Below are 18,789 nucleotides of genomic sequence, written 5' to 3' on the forward strand. Positions count from 1 at the left end.
AGCTAGGAAAGGGTTTTTGGAATACGTCACAAATCCCGGATTCATGGAACCGGACGGGCCTCTGCGGCAGTCTAATAAGGGTTTGTGGCGTCTACGGTCGCGAGGAAATCGGCGACGTCGCGGATGCGGCGGCGTGATTCCTCCGGTGTCGCAATGGTGTGTGTTGAGTGGTACTCAATGACAGTTGCGTTGTGGGCCTCGGTGGTGGTGTCGTCGTAAAGCGCGGTTTGCACGAGCGTGCGCGGCCATGCGCTCGGAGCTGGCACGGTGCGGTTTCCACGCAGTTCCGCCGGTAGCTTATCGACGCTCCCAAGCCCCGGATTCGTCAGCACCAACCCATCCACACTGCGCTGCTCAGCAGCGAGAACGGCAAGCGCAGCGCCGGAGCCGGCACCCCAAAGGGTGACTGACGCCGGCTCTTGGGCTGCGACGTAGTCAAGCGCTTTGTGCACGCTGGAAACGACCTCGTCGAGGGTGGCGCCGGGCAGCAGCGGGTAGTCCAAGTCGAGGATCGTGGTGCCAGACAACTCCGCTGCCGCGGCAACATCGGGGCGCCAGTGCTGCTCAAGGGAGATTCCGGAACCGCGCCACAAGCCACCCGGGTGCAGTGAGACGGCCCACCGGCGGGTTGGGGAACTGGGGACGAACACGCGGGCAAGCAGTTCCGGCTCTCCGGGAGTGTCGGGGATGTCGGAAAGGGCGGGCAGATCGCGGATCTTGGCGATGTTCATCCCGTACGCGACCCCTGGCATCGTGTGGTCGAGCCCGGAACCGAGCATGAGCATGGACGCGTGGGTGATGCGGTCAGCGAGGTGTCCCATGTAGCGGTCTGCCTCGGCCGGGTCGCCGGTGCCGCCCTCCCACGGCGGGGGCGTATCCGGTGCGGGGTAGGTGGCGTTCATGTAGCTGATCAGCTGCTCGAGCTGCTCTTTCGGCGACAGGGCGCGCTCGACACCACCGACGTTGAACTCAGGCGAACCCTGATCGTTCAACGGCCCAGCCTCACCGGCGGGAAGTGGCGCGGCAGGTTCCTCGGGGGAGGGGGTGTGGCGCATCCGGTCCTGCGCCTCGCGGTACGGTTGGTCGGGTTGGCCAGGTTGGTCGGGCATCACCAGATCACCACGCGGTCCGCTTCCGCGACTGCGTCCGGGGCTTCGGCGGCGTCGGGGAAGGCCTCATAGAACTCGGCGATGTTGCTGGCGACGACGTTGCAGCGGAACTCAGACGGCGAGTGCGGGTCGATCGCCAGGTATTGCGCGGCCATTTCGGGCCGGATGGCGGTGCGCCACACGCGCGCCCACGCGAGGAAGAGGCGCTGCAGGCCGGTGAATTCCTGCCCGTCGATGGTGTCGCTGGCGCCGGGGGCGTGGAAGGTCCGCACGGGGCCCTGGTCGGTGGCGGGGTCGAGACCTTGCTCGGCCAGGTAGTCCTTGTACGCGACGACGGCGATGCCAAGCCCGCCCAAGTCACCGATGTTCTCGCCGAGCGTGAACTCGCCGTTCACCCCGCGGATTCCTCCGCGGCCGGACAGGACGGAGGGGACGAGACCGTCGTATTGCGAAATCAACTTGGCGGTCAGTTCCTCGAAGCGGGCACGGTCGGCGTCGGTCCACCAGGAGTTGAGGTTGCCGTCGCCGTCGTAACGCGAGCCTTGGTCGTCGAAGCCGTGTCCGATTTCGTGGCCGATCACGGCGCCGATCGCGCCGAAGTTCTCGGCGGCGTCCGCGTCGGGGTCGAAGAAGGGCGGCTGCAGGATCGCGGCCGGGAAAGTGATGTCGTTGACCACCGGGTTGTAGAAGGCGTTGACGGTCTGCGGGGTGGAGACCCATTCGCCGCGGTCGGCCGGCTTGCCGATCTTGGACAGCTGGTAGTCGTGCTCAAAGGCGGCGCCGGCGCGCACATTCGCGACGAGCTGGGCACCGGAGCGGTCGAACGTCAGGCCGTCGTAGTTGCGCCACTCGTCGGGGTAGCCGATCTTCGCGGTGAACTTGCCCAGTTTCTCTAGGGCGCGCTCGCGCGTTTCGGGCGACATCCAGGTCAGCTGGCTGATCCGCTCTTCGTAAGCGCGCACGAGGTGGTCGACGAGGTCGAGCATGCGCTGCTTGTGCTCCGGCGGGAAGTGCTTTGCGACGTACGCGCGCCCCATATCCTCACCCACCAGCGATTCCGCGAGCGCAATGCCGCGCTTCCAGCGGTCGCGCTGCTGGGTCGCGCCGGAGAGCACGGTGCCGTAGAACTCGAAGTTCGCCTGCCCGATGCGCTGCGGGAGGAGGCCGGCGCGGGAGCGCAGGATGGCCCAGGTGGCCCAGAGTTGCCAGTCGGTGAGGGGGGCGTCGACAAGCAATTGCGCGAGCTCGTCGATGAAGCTGGGCATCATCGCGATGACCTTGCCGTCCTCAAGGCCGGAGGCGCGCAGGAGCGTCTGGATGAGCTGGGGTAGTTCCGCCAGCTCAGTGGGGTTGTACGTTTTCACAGCGTCGCGCGTGGTCACCACGTCCCAGTGGTGCGAGGCGATGCGCTTTTCGACGTCCAACACCCGCTCCGCCGCGTCCCCCGCCCCGAATCCACGGCGCTGCTCGTCGGTGAGGAAACCGAGCATGCGCTCGACGTGCTCGCGGTACGCTTCGAGCGTCTCGGCGTGGGCGGGCTCGCGGTAGTAGGCCTCGTCGGGCAGCCCCAGGCCGGACTGGATCACGTAGGGCACGGACTCCTCGCCGAGCGAGTCTTTTTCCACCCAGTACGTCAGCGGGGCGCCCACACCGGAGCGCTCCAGCTCGCCGAAGACGCGGACCAAATCCTGGATCGTGTCCACGTCGAGCAGGGCGAAATCGTCGGTAAGGGGGTCCAGGCCGGCGGCGTCGATCGCGTCGACGTCCATGAAGGAGGCGTATAGATCGGCTGCACGGTCATCGCCAGCCTCAACGATGGCGTGGACGTCCTCCTCCGCCTTGTCGCGCAAGGCGTGGAAGGTGCCGTCCACACCGCGGTCCTCAGGGATGACGTGGCTTTCCAGCCAGGGGCCGTTGACTAGTTGGTAGAGGTCGTTCATGACCTCCAGACTAGTCTTCGTTCTCGTACGGATCCCTGATCTTCATGTCGGACGGGTGCCACAAGCCAGAGCGGGTGATCGTCTTGTGGTTGATCTCCGCCACGTCCGGTGTCTCACCGCGGGAGTTGGTCCGCGGGACGTAGCGGTAGGCCGAGCCCCAGTCGCGGTGCCAATCCTGGTTGAGGTAGCCGGGCATCTCGTAGGCGGAGTTGACCGCCTCCGCAGTAGCCATGGCTCCTCCGCCGAGAAAGTCCTGGAAGCCGGAGAGCTGCTCCTTCGCCTTCGCGTCGGCGGCGATGCGGAACTCGGGGATCTCTGTCACACCGGCGTAGTGGTTGAAGGTGCGGTTGCAGGGGAACTGCATCGCGACCGGCCAGTCGAGCAAGCCAGGGACGTCGGGGCCGAAGACCTCGGTGAGCGGCTCCAACGTGGGGTTGCGCAACGGAGTCAGGGCCATCCACTCCTCGGGGTCGAGGTTGACGTCTTCGCCGACGAGGCGGACGACGTTTGCGCCCTCCGGTAGATCCGCGATGGGGTAGCGCAGGTTGCGCCACTTCGTCGTCGGGCCCGGATCCAGCATTTCGACGTCGCCGATCTCGGTCACGTTGCCTTCCTCATCGCGTGTGCCGTACTCGAGTTTGAGGGTCTGCCCCTCCTTTTCCTCGCCGCTGATGTTGCGGTGCTCCAGCCGGCCAGCGACGGAGGTGACCAGCAGCGGGGCTTCCTCGGTGGCGTCGGGGAGTTCGAACCAGGACGTCTTGATTTCCGAGGCGCTCAACGCGTTCTCGCTGAACGTGCCCAGCACCGGGATGCGGTTGTAGTCCAGGTTGAACGGAAGGCGGACCGTGGAGCCGTTGACGCCGATCTGGTCCGACGGGCGGTTGCCCTGGGTGGCGGCGCGGGAGGTGGACTGGACCGTGTCGGAGCCGGCGTCATCACTCTGGGTGTTGGAGCCGGTGTCGGTCGTCGCGGTCGATGCGTTCTGGTCGCTACCGCTGGTTGCGCCGGTGGCGCCGGTGGCGGGGCTGCCGGCACCGCTGTCTGTCGCCGGGGTGTTCTGGATGGCGCCGACGTTAGCGGCGCCCTCGTTGTCCGAGTCGATGTAGGCCGGCACACCCTCCGGGTGGAACCCGCGCACCGTGCCGGATTCCAGTGACTTGCCCAGCGGCACGCCGTCGACGGGGGTGAGGAAGGAGTCGTTCGTGTTGGCTTCCAAGAGCACGTCGGCACTCATCTGGCAGGTCTCACCCTTGAGCGAGCGCACGTTACCCATGCCGACGGAGTAGGCCGGCGACTGGTCCATGAAGGACTTCAGGAAGGTCAGGCAGGAGAACGCCACAATGAGAATGCAGGCGAGCGCGATCGGTGCGGTCATGGCGCGAGAGATGCGGGTGATGCTGGTGCTGCCAGCGCCGGCACCGGCAACGGGGCCCTCGCTCGCGCCTGGCCGCGGCTTGTGCCACAGGGACTGCACAATTCCGACGACGAGCGTGAGCAGGAACAGCGCCAGCATGACCGAGCTGGCCTCCACACCCTTGTACTGCACTGTCTTGTCCCACCACGGGACCGCGAAGGAGGAAACGTACCACCACGCGTTCCATCCGCCGAGTGCTAGCGCGAAGACGAACATCACCGCTGCCAGGGCGAAGGTCCTCGCGCGCGGGGAGCGTGCCGCAACCTGTGCCAGCACGATCGCGCCTAGGGCCGCAGCGGCACCGGCGATGCCGGCGTAAATGCCGAAGTGGTGGGTCCACTTCGTCGGGGTGAACATGAGGAAGAACATCGACAACCCGAAGATCGCCAGCATGCGGCGCGTCGGTGCCGGCTTGGCGCCCGGGACTGCGCCGTAGTGAGACATGCTCCACAGCACCAGCACCAGGCAAAGGACGAGGATGAGCATGGGGAAGCGGCGGGTCAGGGAGCCGTCGACGGTTGCTTCCAGCAGTGTCGCGTAGCGGACGTACTCGTTGTACCACTCCAGCGCGGGGCCGACGGCGGAGCGCACGGAGGTGGACTCCAGCACGGTCGCCAGTGTCTGGTCCTTGAACACGAGCACCATGACGGCGAAGCCGGCACCGAGGAACGGGAAGACGTAGGACACCAGCGGGGCGATGACGCGCCGCTCCGACAGGATCTTCAGCACTTGCGGCAAGCAGACGAGGAATACGCCCACGGCCGTCAGGCCGGTCGGCCCGCAGGCCAGGGTCACGGCGGCGAAGATGGTTCCTAGGGCGGCGGGGAGGAGGCGTCGTGAAGCAATGGCGCTTTCAAACGACGCCCAGGTAGCAAGGGTGCCCAGGGCGATGATCGGCTCCGGGCGCAGGCCGTTGTCGTACGGCAGCCAGAACGCGAGGAACATGAACGCGGCGGTCCAATAGGACACGCGCCGTGTCGCGATGGTGGCTCCGAGCCGCGGCAGGATATCCCGCGAAAGGATCCACCAGATGAGGATGCCGGCGATGAGCGTGGGCAGGCGCATCCAGGCTGACGCGGTACTGACTTTCGACAGCAGCGACAGTAAGTCGTAGAACGGTGAGCCGAACGGAGCCTCGGGCACGCCGTACCAGCGGTAATAGTTGGCCATGTAGTCCGACTCGTTGGCCACCCGCGCCATGGTGAGCAAGAAGCCGTCGTCGGAGGTGTTCGCGCCGAAGAAGTGCCAGAACAGCAACAGCGTGACGACGACCCCATCCAACGGCTTGAACGACCTCCACTCCGGGCGCAACACGCTCAGGCGGCGGCCGTCCAACAAATCCATCCGAGCGATGGACCACAGGGCGATCAGGGCGGCGATCGTGCCGGCGATCATGGCGAACCACTTCACCAGCGACGGGCTGGAGGTGAAGCGGGAGTTGATTTCGACGTGGGCGGTCAGGCCAGCGTCGATAAGCGCTTGAGCGTCGCCCGTGAGCTCGCTGTAGATGCCTGTGACCTGGGGACGCATGTCGTCCTCAGTTTCTTCGCTGAGATCGGTGCCCGGGACGGAAACCGTTAGCGCTTCGTCGGTGGCGGAGACTTCGAGCACGGCGTCACCACTCAGTGTGGCCAGTTCCTCGGCGGTGAGCTCGAAGACGACCTCGTTGAGCGAGGAGACGTTGACGCTGCCGTCGGCAGGCGCGGTGACGAACAGGCCGCGGTCGAGCGCTTCCGTGGAGTCCACAGGCAGCGTGGACAGCACGTTCGACTGGCCGGGGGCCAGCTCCTCCAGCACGCTGATGGGGATGGTCAGCTCGAGCGATTCCGGCGCCAGCGAAATCAGCGGCGCGTTGACGGAGTTGAGCGAGCCGTTCTGCGGCCAGTCGAACGAGGACTGCACCTGCTTGACCGGCAAAAACGGCAGCAGCGCGAAGAAGATGAAGGCGAGCAGACCGGACATCATCGCGGTGAGCGCCAGATTCCGGGGCGCGCGCTGGGAATGCGCCAGCGGGTCGGATTCGGGCGTGAACGCGGTGGACCCGCCAGTCGGCTCAACCACGGTTTGTGTCTCGACGTTATTCACTCGTCTACCTTTCATCGGTTCCGGACCACCACCACGAAGGGGCCGAACTGCTGGGTGTCCCACTCGGGCGAGTTGAAGGCTGCCGGGTTGAAGAACAAAGCCTCATAGTGCACGTTGGGCTGGCTGGGGAAGATGTCATGCGCGATGTGGGTTTTCCACGGCGCTTCCGGGTCGGTTTCGCTGCCGCGGAAGATGAAGGCTTGGGGCGGGGCCCAGGGTGCGTCGTCAATAGCTGCGGCGAACGCCTGCGGGTTCGACAACTCGTTGAACGATCCGTTCGCCCACTGCTTCAAGGACTCGTTGCGCGCGTCGAATTCACCGAGCGGGTTGGCGTAGTGGCTGGTGAACGCGTTGAAACCACGGTAGGGGTGGTAGGCCATGAAGTTGATCTCGTCGGTGAACAGCACGGTCTCGCCCGGTGTGTAGCCGCGGGATTGGATGTATTCGTCCATCTGCTTGTAGTAGCGGCCGACGTCAGATTCGCGCAGGTCGGAGCGCTCGCCGTTGCCGTCGGTGCTGGCATAGGCCTCGTCGATGAAGGATTCATTCTCCGCCGGGATCTGCTGCACGTACCCCAAGGTCGCCGTAGCGAGCAGCAGGACAAACAGCGTTGTCAAGAGATGGCTGCAGCGCTTGCTAATCGAGTTGGGGTAGAGCACGGCCAGACCGGACAAACGCAGATCCGCGATCGCGAGGATGCCCGCGGTGGACAGCAGCAGCGCCACAAGCACCTCCACACGGAAGCCGAGCAGCGTGGTGCCGGCCAGCGTGATCACCATTGAGCCGACCACCCAGACGTAGCACACGCCCACGGCAATGCTGATGTGTGCGATCTCCGGACGGCGGAACCGCACCACAAGAAAGACCAGACCCGCCAGGCTGAGCAACCCGACCAGGGAGAGGTCAAAGAACGGCAAGGGTACTTCCGCGCCTTCAGACGGCAGGAAGTGCTGCGCCGTCGAGCGCGTGGTCTCCGGACTGCGCAGCACGGCCATGAGGTACGGGCCCCACGCGATGAGGGCAATGAGGATCGAACCGAAGCCCATCAAAGCGAGTTGTCTCAGGGGCACCCAACGCTGCTTGCCTTCCATTGTCAAGAACCCCGTCAGGGCAAACGCCATCATGGTCACAGCAACAATGCCTGTGTAGAGGGTGTACAAGCAGGCCGAGAGACCCAGGTAAAGAGTCAAGGTGATAGTCGGTGCCCACGATCCCCGCATGGCGTAGTAGCCGAGGACAGCTGCGGCGGGCACGAACATGCCGACGATGGCCGCATACGGCTCGTCGGGGGTCTGGGTGAGGATGATCGCGATGGTTACCAGTGCAATCGCCGTGGCGATCGGGAGCGAACTGGTGAGCTTGCGCCACAGCGGGACCAGCTGCGACGCGGCGGTCGCCAAAGAAACAAGAGCCCACGGCTGGTACACCTCCCAGCCCGGCATGCCCAAAACATCGGACAGGCGTCCGCCCAGCCAGAACCAGCCGATCGGGTAGAACGCCGGCAAGTCGGCGTAGTTCATGTCCTGGTTGGACATGGTGTCGGCCATGCGGGTGAGGAACTGGGTGCGGAAACCCTGGTCCACCTGGATGCCGTCGAGATAAAGCTTCGTGGAGGCCAGCGGGATCCCCAGCGTGGACACGACCAGCCCCGCAGGGGCGAACGAGCAGACGAACTCAGTGAGCCAAACGCGCCAGGTGGGGCGCCGGCGGGAGGTGGATTCGTCGCGAAGCCACGCGAGCAACAACGCGCCCACCGCAAGAATCACCGCGAATGAGCACGCTGTAGCCAACGCGCGGGGGACCATGGAGACGTTGAACGCCGCCAAGCTCGACGCACGCAGTAAGTACCACGCGGCAAGCGTGAGTGCCCCTCCTACCAGGGGGTAGACCAGCATGCGCACGGTCGTGCCAACCGTGTCGATGCTGTCCGGTTCGTAGTCGTAGACGCGGATGGCGCGCGTGCTGCCGCGAAGCTCTTCCTGGGGCTCTTCTTTTGTGTCCGTGACGGCCGTGGTCATACCGAACAGTCTCCCACAGACTCGGCCGCAAACAGGTATTAGAAGAAGCGGTTAGAAGCTCAGCTTCCGCATAATCGGTGCCGGGATGTGCTGGAGCACCAGCGAGATCGGGCCGAAGAGCTTGTGCACGAACACGTGGCTCTTACCGTCGAGAGCTGCGGAGACGGCAGCCTTGGCCACGTCTTCCTTGTCCACGGTCAGTGGTGCCTCGTCCAGGCCGTCGGTCATCTTAGTGCGCACCTGGCCAGGGCGGACAACGGTGACGTGTACACCGCTGCCGCGTAGCGCCTCCCCGAGCTGGGTGTAGAAGCCGTCCATGCCGGCCTTGGTGGAGCCGTAGACGAAGTTGGATCGGCGCACCTTCATGCCCGCGACCGAGCTCATGGCGATGATGGTGCCGTGGCCCTGCTGCTTCATCTTCTGGCCTAGCAGCACGCCGACGGAGATCGGCGCCGTGAAGTTGGTCTGGGCGGACGCGACGGCGGCCTGCTGGTTCTGCCACAGTTCTTCCTGGTCGCCGAGGGTGCCGAAGGCGACGATGGCCACATCGACATCGCCGGCCGCAAAGGCTGCGTCGATGACGGCCGGGTGGGAGTCGGTGTCGAAGGCGTCAAAGTCGACGATGCGGACCTTACCGGCGCCGTGGCGGGAGACCTCTTCGACAGCGGCGTCGATACGCGGGCTGTCTTGGCGGGCAGCCAGGGTGACGGTCGGGTTGCCTCCGCGCTTGGTCAGCTCGGAGACGATGGCCAGGCCGATCGCGGACGTGCCGCCGAGAAGGAGAATATTCTGTGCTTGTCCTACTGCGTTCAGCATTGCGGTTCCTTTCGGTTTCTTGAGCGGGCTACGCAGCCAACTAGTGCAGCTCGAGTCGGCGGGACATGTCGGAGGCGAACACCCCAGTCGGGTCGATCGCGTTGCGGGTTTCCAGCCAGCCGGCCATGCCGGGGTACATCTGGTGGAACTTCTCGGCAGACGTGCGGGACTCCTTGGCCAGGTAGAGGCGGCCGCCGAATTCCATCACCTGGTCGTCCAAGCGATCCAGGAAAGAGTGCAGGCCGTCGCGGATGGGGAAGTCCACGCACACGTTCCAGCCGCGCATCGGGTAGGACAGCGGGGCCTTGTTACCGTCGCCGAACAGCTTGAACACGTTCAGGGCGGTGTAGTGGCCAGAGGACTGAATGTCGTAGATGATCTGCTTGAACGGCTCGACAGCGTCGGTGGGCACAACGAACTGGTACTGCAGGAAGCCGGCCGGGCCGTAACCGCGGTTCCATTCCGCGATCATGTCCAGCGGCTGGTAGAACTGCGTCAGGTTCAAGATGTCGTTCTTCGAATCCTTGCCCATGAAGTAGTAGGCCTCACCGATGGCGCGCAGAGTCAGCTGGTTCATGGTCCAGGACGGGAAGATGTCCGGCACCGTCATCAGCTGCGGAGCGGAAAACTTCAGCGGGTCTTTCGCCAGCTTCGGCGCGAACTCCTCGAGCTGCGCCAGCGTGGCCAGCGAACCGCGGGAGATGGTGGAGCGGCCGGTCTTCGGCGGGGCGGAGATGGCGTCGAACCATGCAGAAGAATAGGTATATCCCTCTTCTTGGCCGTGGGAGTGCTCCTCGATCGTTTCGTCGAGGGTGGAGGTGCGGACCGTGTCGGAGATGAAGTAGGCCGTCTCGGTGCGCGTCATCTTGATGCGGGCGCGCAGGATGATGCCGGTCAGGCCCATGCCGCCGACGGTGGCCCAGAACAAGGTGCCGTCCGGGTCATCCGGGGTGCCAGCAGGCTCGAGGTGCAGGACGCGGCCGTCGGCGACGAGCAGCTCCATCGACACGACGTGGTCGCCGAAAGAACCGGCGGAGTGGTGGTTCTTGCCGTGAATGTCCGGGCCGATCGCGCCGCCGATGGTCACCTGGCGGGTGCCGGGCAGCACCGGGACCCACAAGCCGTAGGGGATCGCGGCGCGCATCAGTTGGTCGAGGGTGACGCCGCCGTCGACGTCCACGATCGCGGTATCGGGGTTGATCTCGTGAATCTTGTTCAGCGGCTGCATGTCAATGACAAGGCCGCCACCGTTTTGGGCCGGGTCACCGTAGGAGCGGCCCATTCCGCGGGCGATCACACCGCGGCGCTTGCCTTCCGGCAGGGTCGCGTTGTCTTCGGCGACGTGGCGCACTGCCTCCTTGATCGCGTCCACGTCGGCGGTGGCTAGGACTTGCGCGGTGGACGGCGCGGTACGGCCCCAGCCGTAGAGGGACTTGGTGGTGGTGTGGAGTTCCATGAACCCCACCCTACCGCTAGAGTTCCATGATCTCCCGGATCCTTTTTGGCAGCTCCCCCTGATTGGTGATCACCGGTTTGCCTGCATTTTTGTGTGCCCGGAGCTCTTCGTAGACGATGCCCCGGGAGGTGCTGTCCAGCAAGGGTAGTTCTTGGGCGATCAGGCGCGTCATGAAGTCGTCGAGGGGGACGTCGGCAAGTTGCGCCGACATGTGGGGTTTGTCAGGTTGCTGCATGGATGACATCCTACGGGGCGCGCAATCGCTAGGGTGGGGTCATGTCGGTCGTGGTCGAGCTCAAGCGCACCTTGCTCGTGCGCTGCGCCACAATGCTTGCCGACGAATCCGTCTTCCGCCACATCGGCCTGAACTCCGAAAGCACTCTCGAAGATGTGCAGCGCGTCCTGGAAGTCTGTTTCGCGATGCCGGACGGCCCGCCGAGCCCAACGCGCTTCACCGCGGACGCCGAGGATGCAGGCCGCCTGGAGGCCGGTGTGCAGATCGGTTCCTACCTGCGCCGGGGCGGCGACCGGCTGTTTTTCCACTGGGGGCTGTGGCAATTCGAACTCACCTTGCTGGATATCTACCCGCGCGATAGCGCGACCCCGAGCGCGCTGTGTGTGGCCGGGCACGGAGACTTCGCCGATCAGCCCTTTGACATCCCCGCCATCAACGCGGAGCTGCTCGGGCCGTCCGCGATTGAGAATGTGCTCGCGGGCGCGCGCGATGACGTCGTCGACATCGTCGACCGCTCCCATACTCTCGACTTCCTTCCCCTGTTGCAGGCCATTGACCTGCCGCGGCCGTGCGAGCTCGACCCGCTGGTGGCCGACACGCTGGCCAGCCTGCCGCGCGAACGCACCCCGCTGGCCCGGGACGCCTTCTGGTCCACGGTGCTCGCCCTGTCGTGCTTGGCTGACGACGACACCACCGACGACGTCATCGAAACCACCATGAGCGCCCTGAACTGGGCCAACCCAGGCGGCGAGAGATACTCCGCCCGCCAGATCCGCTCCCTGTGCGCCGGATCCCTCGTGCGGCTGGCCTCGGTGGGTGGGTATGGGGCCGGGGGCGTGAGTGCCGTCGATAAGCTGGACATGTACCGCGCTTTGCTGCGACGGTGACTGGTGGGGGTAAGGTGAACCGCTGTGACCTCCAAGGTTGAAACGACGCACCCGATGAGCGCGAAGCGGCAACTGCTGCGGTTCGTGATCATCGGTATCTTCTGCGCGATGCTCGACTTCGGGCTGACGTACCTGCTCGACCATTCCTTCGGTCTCACGCGCGTGTCTGCGAAAGTGGTCGGCTGGTGCTTCGGCACGCTCGCTGCGTACCTGCTCAACTCGCGGTTCACGTTCCAGGCCAAGATCACCGGCAAGCGGGCGCTAGCCGTGTTCATCCTCTACGCCTCGACGTTCGGCATCCAGGTGTTCCTCTACTGGATCACTAATCCGCCGCTCATCGCGCTCGGCGTCGAGGACCCGTGGAAAGACTTCATCGCCTTCGTCATCGCCCAAGGCGTGGCGACGATCACCAACTTCATCCTCCAGCGCGTCCTTATCTTTAAGCAGCCGACGAAGGTCGTCGTCGACACTGATCCATCTTGATCCGGACGTCGGCCCGGATCAAGGTCGGCGGAAGTCCTCGTTCGCGCCCATCCGCAGCAGGCGCAACCACTCGCGGAACTCCCGCGGGTTCTTGCGCTGGATCAGGAAGAACCAACCGAAACGCACCAGCTCCTGCAGCTGCATCTTCTTCATGCCGCGCTGACCGATGATGTAGCCGCGGTTGCGGTAGGTGAAGTAGCGCTTGACCTCATTATCCGGCCACTGGGCGTGCGCGCGGCCGCCCATGATCGGGTGGAACTCGGCGGAGCCGTCCGGGTGCAGGTAGCTGGTGGTCAGCGCGGTGCCGTATTTCATGCCGGACTGGGCCAGGCGGCGGTGGTATTCGACCTCGTCGCCGCGGATGAACAGGCGGTAGTCGGGCACGCCGATGCGCTCCATCGCCTTTGCGCTGATCAGGGCGCCGTTGAAGAGGCTCGCGTACTGCGGGAGGTAGTCTCCCTCCAGCTCGCTGCGGCGCCGGTGCCAGATCAGGCCTTGGCGCAGCGGAAAGGCGAGCTGGTCAGGGTCATCGATATTGGCCACGACGGGGGAGACCTCAGCCAGACCCTCCCGCGCGGCGACGTGGTAGAGCTCCTCCAGCACGCCCGGGTCGGCGGGGCGGCCGTCGTCGTCGGCGCACCAAATCGCGTCCGCGCCGAGGGCGAGCGCGTGCAGAAAGCCGTATGCGAATCCGCCCGCGCCGCCGAGGTTCGTGTGCGACGCCATGTAAACGCCTTTGTCGCCGAGCTGGTGCACCATGGCGCGCACCTCATCTTCTGCGCCGTTATCCACCACGATCACCCAATCGACCGGGTGAGTCTGATTCGCCACCATCTCCAGCGAGTGCCTGAGCAGCCCAGCGCGCTTGTGCGTGACAATCACCGCCGCGGTGGTGCCGTTCGGGTTCAGCAGCGCATCGGTGGTGGAAGTCATGGGGACTATTGTGCCACGGCGGAGGGAACGGATAAGGGAAGCGCTGCGGTGAGGGAACCGTAACGGTGTCTGCGCCTGTCTAACAGTGCATGGCATTGCGCAACAACATGGACATCACCGCCAATGTGCACGGCGGCTTCTACCTGGACGGTCCTGGGGTGCAGGTTTCGCGGCGGTTCTGGATGGCGGAGCCGTTCGCTTTGGCACGTTCTTCGGAGCTGGGGCACCGGGCGCCCGCAGCCACACGGGCCGTTGCGATGGTGTTGGAGCACCCCGGTTGCTCAGTCAGCGGATTCAGCGCGTTAGCCGTGTTCGGCCTGAGGTTCTTTGCGGATTCGTTCCATACGACACTGCATGGTGCTGTCCGAAAAACCGTCGAAGCGACCCAATACACACCGCGGATTACCCGAGCCCGCCCACGAAATACATGGACTGTCCGCTACCAGGGGCAGCCGATTCGGATCTCAGAGCCAGGGTCCGCCGTCGTGGAAGCCCTGCAGTGCATCCGCGCCGGGGAGATCCGGTGGCCCGTCGCCACGGTTGACGGGTGGAGTCCAGCGGACCTCAGAGCCCTGCAGCTTATCGACGCTTCCCGCCGCCACCTCAACATCCACCCCGACCTCATTTACAACGCTGCCCGGAACCGCCTGCCCCGCGCATGGCTGAAAAGGATCGTCGAAGCGTCCAGTGATCTCGCCGATTCCCCGAAAGAGACCGAAATGCGGCTGATCGCCCAACAGATCTGCGAAGAACTCGGGGTCGAACTGTGTGAGCAGGTGACGGTCTCCGATGACAACGGCATCATTACTACCTTTGACCTGGCTATTACCGAACTAGGGATCGGCCTCATGTATGACGGCGAGCACCACCTGCAGCGTAGTCAGCGCGACCGGGACTCGGCCATCAACCTCAGGTGCGTCATGCAAGGGTGGACAGTACTTAGATTCACCGCCGGAACGATGGGCAAGATCGCCCAGTTGCTGAGGGAGCTGATCTCCCAGCGGTTGTGAACCAGGCGGTTATGGCCCGGGCGGCGGCCGCGGCGGGCGGTGTGAACGATTTAGCGCACCGACCTATAAGCCCCGAGCAGTAAGTGCAGGTCAGGGGGTTATGGCCTGAACGATACGGGGCCGAAATGCTCACATCGTTCACCGCTGATGCTTTGGCTGGGGCCCGAGGCCCTGGAGTTTAGGTCCCTAGTCCTCCTGGTCTGCCTGATCGTCCCGGTCCTCATCGTCGAAACGGACGAGCAGGTCGCGGACGTAGTCGCCGGCTTCTTTGCCTTCGTAGGCTTCGACGACGTCGTCGACAAGCCCGGCCTGGCGTACTTCCCCTTTGTCGATCCACAGTGCGGTGTTGCACAGCTGCGCCAAGAAGTCGTTGGAGTGGGAGGCGAAGACGAGGATGCCGGAGCGTTTGACCAGTTCAGCCAACCGGACGCGGGCTTTGGCCATGAAGGCGGCGTCGACGGCGCCGATGCCTTCGTCGAGAAGCAAAATCTCGGGCTCGATGGATGTGACCACTCCGAGCGCCAACCTCACGCGCATACCGGTGGAGTAGGTGCGCAGGGGCATGGCCAGGTAGTCGCCGAGCTCGGAGAACTCAGCGATTTCGTCCATTTTGGCCTTCATTTGTTTGCGGGTCTGGCCGAGGAACAGTCCGCGGATGATGATGTTCTCGTAGCCGGAAATCTCCGGGTCCATGCCCACGCCGAGGTCGAAGACGGGGGCGACGCGGCCGCGGACATCGGCGACGCCGCGGGTCGGTTCGTAGATGCCAGATAGCAGGCGCAGCAAGGTGGACTTGCCGGCGCCGTTGTGGCCGACAAGGCCGACGCGGTCGCCTTCGCGCAGGTGCAGGTTAATGTCCTTCAGCGCCTCGACGACGACCGTGTTGGAGGCGTTCTTGCCGATCGCCCCTCCGGCCGAGGACATGACGGCCTTCTTCAGGGAGCGGGACTTGGCATCGAAGATAGGGAAGTCGACGCAGGCGTTGTAGGTGTCAATAGAAACCACGTGAAACTCCTTACACCCAGTACGGTACGCGGAAGCGCCACTGGCGCATCACCAGCAGGGCGGCGAGCAGGCCGACAGCAGTGAAGGCCAGCACGATCCACCAGTGATAAGCGGCCAGGTCGCGGCCGATCAGGGGCGCGCGGACGATTTCGAGGTAGTGGTAGAGGGGGTTGAGCTCGGCGAGCATGGCGCGCTGGGCGACATCGCCGCGTTGCTCCTTCAGGGTCTGGGTGGTCCAGACGATCGGGGTGACGTAGAACAGCAGCTGTACCAGCGCCTCCAGCAGAGGCGCGACATCGCGGAAACGCGTGGCGATGATCCCGAACAGCATGGTCACCCACACCCCGTTGAGGATCATCAGGGCCAGTGCCGGGATGAACAGCAACAGATCCCACCCCAGCTCGAGGCGGAAGATCAGCACGAGCACGAGCCAGATGACCATGTTGTGCGCGAAGAACAGCAGCTGGCGCCACACCAGGCGGTACACGTGGACAGACAGCGCCGACGGAAGCTGCTTGATCAGCCCTTCGTTCTCAATGAATACATTCGCGCCGTCTTTTATGCACCCGGAGATGAAGCCCCACACGATGAAGCCGACGGTGACGTGCGGCAGGAACTCGCGCACCGGAATCTGGAACAGCATGGAGTACAGCAGGCCCAGGGCCAGCGCCATCACGCCGGTAGCGATCGTGATCCACAGCGGGCCGAGCACGCTGCGGCGGTAGCGCTGTTTGATGTCCTGCCAGCCCAATTGCAGCCACAGCTCGTACTGGCCCCACCCGCGGGTGAGGTCGGCTGCCGCAGCGCGGAAGGTTTTGGACTTCGACGCTGGGGTGGTCTCGTCGGCGGAGGACGTCATGCGGGAGACGTCGGAAAGCAATGTTGCCTTGTCTTGCACACTTAACAGCTTAGTGCCAAGATCCTTAAATATTGCTAAGGGGCCGATGGTGCGTCCCGCCTGGTATGGGTGCATACTAGTGAAACACTTAGTTCGGAAGGAGGAGACCGTGGATTACGGTGCGGAGTATGACGTGTACCGCGTTCGCGGGCTGTACGCCTCGCTTTCCGACGGCTGGACTTACCTGAATTCCCACGACTGCCCCCAGATCCCAGAGCGAGTCTCCGCGGCTGTGTCTCGGTCGTTCCGGATGGCGCCGCAGGTGCCGGCGCGTGAGTTTCACTCCGGTTCGCACTCGGGGCAGTCTGTCGGTCGTCCTGAGGGTGACAACTTACTGGAGGCCGCGCGGCATGCCGTGGCAGACCTCGTGGGGGCGAGCGCGGACCGGGTGATTCTCGGCGCCAGCCTGCCGGTGCTCTACAGCGCTCTGGTCACGTCGATGGAGCCGCAGTTCCGGTACGACTCGTCTGTGGTGGTCAGCAGCCTGGACCGGTGCGAGTTGCGCACGGCCGTGTCGCGGGCGCGGGCCCAGGTCCGCACGGCTCACGCTGAGCTGGGCACGGGCGAGCTTCCATCGTGGCAATACGAGCAGCTTGTCGACGGCTCCACCCGCCTCGTCTCCATTCCCGCCGCCCACGCAGAACTGGGTTCGGTGACGGAAGTGTCCGAGATCGCGGAGCGTGTCCGCTCCCGTTCGCGCGCCTGGGTGCTTGTCGACGCGACGGCGTACGCCCCGTACCACCGCATCGATTTTGATAAGTGGGACGCTGACATCGTCGCCTTGGACATGGCGGCGCTGGGTGGGCCGCAGGTCGCGGCGCTCGTGTTGCGCGACGCGGCGATGCTCAAGCGTGTCGACTCGCAGGTGCTGGGCATCGTCAGCGCCGGCGTGGCCCCCGGTCTTGCCGGCGGTGTCACCGCTGCTGTGGACCACTTGGCGGGTCTCGCGCCGGAGCTGCCCGGCCGGGGCACGCGCCGGGCACGCCTCGACCGTTCGATGGCTGAGATGTCGACTTACTTGGGTGGTCTACGCGATGACCTGTACACCTTCCTGGGTACGTGGCCGCACGTGCACATTCTCGGCAGCTCCGGGGAGGCGGCGGCGGATGCGACGACGGAACGCCTGCCGCGCCTGACCTTCGGTGTGCAGGGCGTGCCGGCACCGACGGTGTATGAGCGGTTATTCGACAACGGCATCGTGACCACCCTGACCCGTCCGACCCCGCTTTTGACCGATATGGGCCTGGAGGAAATCGGTGGCGGTGTGACCGTCGGCCTCGGGCCGTTCAATACTTACCAGGACATCGAGCAGGTCATGCGCGTCGTCGCGTCGCTGGCGTAGCTGGCTTCGGGCTAATCGACAACAAGGACGACCTTCCCGGTGGAGGTGCCGGAGTCGAGGTGATCGTGGGCTGCTGCGGCTTCGGCAAGCGGGAGCGTCTTAGTCAGCTGGTGCTTGATCGAACCGTCCTCAATGAGCGGCCACACGTGCTCCTCGGTGGAGCGGCAAATATCTGCCTTCATCGCCCACGGGCGAGCGCGCAGGGTCGTGGCGTGCACTGACAGGCGGCGCGGCATCATCCGGCCCAGCGAGAGCTCGCCCTTCGGGCCACCCTGCACAGCGATGACGATGAGCTTGCCGTCGGTCGCCAGGGACTTGATGTTGTCTTCTAGGTAGGGCCCGCCGATGACATCGAGGATCACGTCGCAGGAGCCCTTGAGCTCGTCGACGAAATCCTGCTCTTTGTAATTAATGAGGATGTCGGCGCCGAGCTCCTTGCAGTACTCGAGCTTTTCTGCCGAGCCCGCGGTGACCGCGACTTCCGCACCGAGTGCCTTGCACAGCTGGATGGCAAACGAGCCGATGCCGCCGGAACCGCCATGAATAAGGACGCGGTCGCCCTCGCCCACACCGGCGAGCATGCCCAGGTTGGACCAGACGGTGGTGGCCACCTCAATGACAGCAGCGGTCTCGATCAGCGACAGTCCGTCCGGGATGCGCATGAGCTGGCCCTCCGGCACCGCGACGTACTCCGCGTAGCCGCCGCCGGCGAGCAGGCACGCTACCTCGTCGCCGACCTTGCGGTCGGTGTCGCCCGCGTCGACGATCTCACCGGTGCATTCCAGGCCGATAATCTCGGACTCGCCCTTCGGCGGTGGGTAATTGCCCTCCGCCTGCACGAGGTCGGCGCGGTTGACGCCGGTCGCGTGAATTTTCACGAGGACTTCGCCTTCGCGGAGGACGGGGGTGGGGGCGTCGACAAGCTCGAGCGAACGCGGGTTCTCTGGGTCCGTGACGGTAATTGCTTTCATGGTGCCCCAGGGTAGTAAAGTTTTGTGGGCGCCCTGATCGGGCAGCAAGGAGACGTGGCAGAGCGGCCGAATGCACTGGTCTTGAAAACCAGCGAGGGTCACACCTCCAGGGGTTCAAATCCCCTCGTCTCCGCCAGAATTTTCGCTCAAAGACGAAAGGCGCCCCAGCGGGGGCGCCTTGTGTGGG

15 protein-coding genes and 1 tRNA gene are annotated in these 18,789 nt (G+C 64.8%); 5 read left to right on the plus strand and 11 right to left on the minus strand.

Translation table 11 applies throughout. The annotated features are described in order from the left end of the window. Positions 1 to 71: 71 nt before the first annotated feature. Genes KBX17_RS04065 through KBX17_RS04095 form a run of 7 tightly spaced genes read right to left on the minus strand, consistent with a single transcriptional unit; the run spans position 72 to position 11,073 of the window. Positions 72 to 1,109 (minus strand): alpha/beta hydrolase, encoded by a 1,038-nt coding sequence (locus KBX17_RS04065; protein WP_256018611.1) that lies wholly within the window; start codon positions 1,107 to 1,109, stop codon positions 72 to 74. Then, positions 1,109 to 3,049, minus strand: coding sequence for a M13 family metallopeptidase (locus KBX17_RS04070; protein ID WP_256018612.1), 1,941 nt, complete (start codon positions 3,047 to 3,049; stop codon positions 1,109 to 1,111). The genes KBX17_RS04065 and KBX17_RS04070 overlap by 1 nt, the downstream gene beginning before the upstream one ends. 10 nt (positions 3,050 to 3,059) lie before the next feature. Further along, positions 3,060 to 6,563 (minus strand): arabinosyltransferase domain-containing protein, encoded by a 3,504-nt coding sequence (locus tag KBX17_RS04075; RefSeq protein ID WP_256018614.1) that lies wholly within the window; start codon positions 6,561 to 6,563, stop codon positions 3,060 to 3,062. Next, entirely contained in the window at positions 6,560 to 8,566 is a 2,007-nt protein-coding gene (locus KBX17_RS04080; protein ID WP_256018616.1) for a galactan 5-O-arabinofuranosyltransferase, read from the minus strand. Before KBX17_RS04080 ends, KBX17_RS04075 begins: the two co-directional genes overlap by 4 nt. Before the next feature lie 51 nt (positions 8,567 to 8,617). Beyond that, a complete protein-coding gene (locus KBX17_RS04085; protein WP_256018617.1) occupies positions 8,618 to 9,382 on the minus strand; it encodes a decaprenylphospho-beta-D-erythro-pentofuranosid-2-ulose 2-reductase in 765 nt (254 codons plus the stop codon). A gap of 40 nt (positions 9,383 to 9,422) precedes the next feature. Further along, a complete protein-coding gene (locus KBX17_RS04090; RefSeq protein WP_255994713.1) occupies positions 9,423 to 10,838 on the minus strand; it encodes an FAD-binding oxidoreductase in 1,416 nt (471 codons plus the stop codon). Positions 10,839 to 10,854: 16 nt separating this feature from the next. Then, on the minus strand, positions 10,855 to 11,073 hold the full coding sequence (locus tag KBX17_RS04095) for a hypothetical protein (RefSeq protein ID WP_005287412.1): 219 nt from the start codon (positions 11,071 to 11,073) through the stop codon (positions 10,855 to 10,857). Positions 11,074 to 11,114: 41 nt separating this feature from the next. On the opposite strand from KBX17_RS04095, the gene KBX17_RS04100 reads away from it, so the two are divergent. Next, positions 11,115 to 11,960, plus strand: coding sequence for a hypothetical protein (locus tag KBX17_RS04100; protein WP_005287409.1), 846 nt, complete (start codon positions 11,115 to 11,117; stop codon positions 11,958 to 11,960). A 24-nt stretch (positions 11,961 to 11,984) separates the two neighbouring features. Further along, positions 11,985 to 12,443: a GtrA family protein gene (locus KBX17_RS04105; RefSeq protein ID WP_256018619.1), complete on the plus strand. Its 459-nt coding sequence runs from the start codon at positions 11,985 to 11,987 to the stop codon at positions 12,441 to 12,443. An 18-nt stretch (positions 12,444 to 12,461) separates the two neighbouring features. On the opposite strand, the gene KBX17_RS04110 is transcribed toward KBX17_RS04105, so the two are convergent. After that, entirely contained in the window at positions 12,462 to 13,376 is a 915-nt protein-coding gene (locus KBX17_RS04110; protein WP_256018620.1) for a glycosyltransferase, read from the minus strand. An 89-nt stretch (positions 13,377 to 13,465) separates the two neighbouring features. On the opposite strand from KBX17_RS04110, the gene KBX17_RS04115 reads away from it, so the two are divergent. After that, on the plus strand, positions 13,466 to 14,386 hold the full coding sequence (locus tag KBX17_RS04115; protein ID WP_255994717.1) for a hypothetical protein: 921 nt from the start codon (positions 13,466 to 13,468) through the stop codon (positions 14,384 to 14,386). 186 nt (positions 14,387 to 14,572) lie between these two features. Here the strand turns inward: KBX17_RS04115 and KBX17_RS04120 are convergent, their stop codons facing one another. Both KBX17_RS04120 and KBX17_RS04125 read right to left on the minus strand, forming a co-directional pair. Then, positions 14,573 to 15,391, minus strand: a complete 819-nt coding sequence (locus KBX17_RS04120; protein WP_255994718.1) for an ABC transporter ATP-binding protein — start codon at positions 15,389 to 15,391, stop codon at positions 14,573 to 14,575. 10 nt (positions 15,392 to 15,401) lie between these two features. Then, positions 15,402 to 16,250, minus strand: coding sequence for an ABC transporter permease (locus KBX17_RS04125; protein WP_255994744.1), 849 nt, complete (start codon positions 16,248 to 16,250; stop codon positions 15,402 to 15,404). A 118-nt stretch (positions 16,251 to 16,368) separates the two neighbouring features. On the opposite strand from KBX17_RS04125, the gene KBX17_RS04130 reads away from it, so the two are divergent. Then, positions 16,369 to 17,631, plus strand: coding sequence for an aminotransferase class V-fold PLP-dependent enzyme (locus KBX17_RS04130; RefSeq protein WP_005287390.1), 1,263 nt, complete (start codon positions 16,369 to 16,371; stop codon positions 17,629 to 17,631). An 11-nt stretch (positions 17,632 to 17,642) separates the two neighbouring features. Here the strand turns inward: KBX17_RS04130 and KBX17_RS04135 are convergent, their stop codons facing one another. Beyond that, on the minus strand, positions 17,643 to 18,602 hold the full coding sequence (locus KBX17_RS04135) for an NAD(P)H-quinone oxidoreductase (RefSeq protein WP_256018622.1): 960 nt from the start codon (positions 18,600 to 18,602) through the stop codon (positions 17,643 to 17,645). Positions 18,603 to 18,650: 48 nt separating this feature from the next. Here KBX17_RS04135 and KBX17_RS04140 point away from each other — a divergent pair. Beyond that, a tRNA-Ser gene (locus KBX17_RS04140) sits at positions 18,651 to 18,738 on the plus strand. Positions 18,739 to 18,789 lie beyond the last annotated feature (51 nt).

The sequence above is a fragment of the Corynebacterium sp. CCUG 65737 genome, from assembly GCF_024454115.1.
Lineage (GTDB): Bacteria > Actinomycetota > Actinomycetes > Mycobacteriales > Mycobacteriaceae > Corynebacterium > Corynebacterium genitalium.

What these genes read in the sequence shown, in the direction of transcription:
- KBX17_RS04090 (WP_255994713.1), bottom strand. Translation starts at nt 10,838, where the DNA reads ATGGAACTCCACACCACCACCAAGTCCCTCTACGGCTGGGGCCGTACC.
- KBX17_RS04125 (WP_255994744.1), bottom strand. Translation starts at nt 16,250, where the DNA reads ATGACGTCCTCCGCCGACGAGACCACCCCAGCGTCGAAGTCCAAAACC.
- KBX17_RS04080 (WP_256018616.1), bottom strand. Translation starts at nt 8,566, where the DNA reads ATGACCACGGCCGTCACGGACACAAAAGAAGAGCCCCAGGAAGAGCTT.
- KBX17_RS04085 (WP_256018617.1), bottom strand. Translation starts at nt 9,382, where the DNA reads ATGCTGAACGCAGTAGGACAAGCACAGAATATTCTCCTTCTCGGCGGC.
- KBX17_RS04070 (WP_256018612.1), bottom strand. Translation starts at nt 3,049, where the DNA reads ATGAACGACCTCTACCAACTAGTCAACGGCCCCTGGCTGGAAAGCCAC.
- KBX17_RS04110 (WP_256018620.1), bottom strand. Translation starts at nt 13,376, where the DNA reads ATGACTTCCACCACCGATGCGCTGCTGAACCCGAACGGCACCACCGCG.
- KBX17_RS04075 (WP_256018614.1), bottom strand. Translation starts at nt 6,563, where the DNA reads ATGAAAGGTAGACGAGTGAATAACGTCGAGACACAAACCGTGGTTGAG.
- KBX17_RS04065 (WP_256018611.1), bottom strand. Translation starts at nt 1,109, where the DNA reads ATGCCCGACCAACCTGGCCAACCCGACCAACCGTACCGCGAGGCGCAG.
- KBX17_RS04100 (WP_005287409.1), top strand. Translation starts at nt 11,115, where the DNA reads ATGTCGGTCGTGGTCGAGCTCAAGCGCACCTTGCTCGTGCGCTGCGCC.
- KBX17_RS04115 (WP_255994717.1), top strand. Translation starts at nt 13,466, where the DNA reads ATGGCATTGCGCAACAACATGGACATCACCGCCAATGTGCACGGCGGC.
- KBX17_RS04095 (WP_005287412.1), bottom strand. Translation starts at nt 11,073, where the DNA reads ATGCAGCAACCTGACAAACCCCACATGTCGGCGCAACTTGCCGACGTC.
- KBX17_RS04135 (WP_256018622.1), bottom strand. Translation starts at nt 18,602, where the DNA reads ATGAAAGCAATTACCGTCACGGACCCAGAGAACCCGCGTTCGCTCGAG.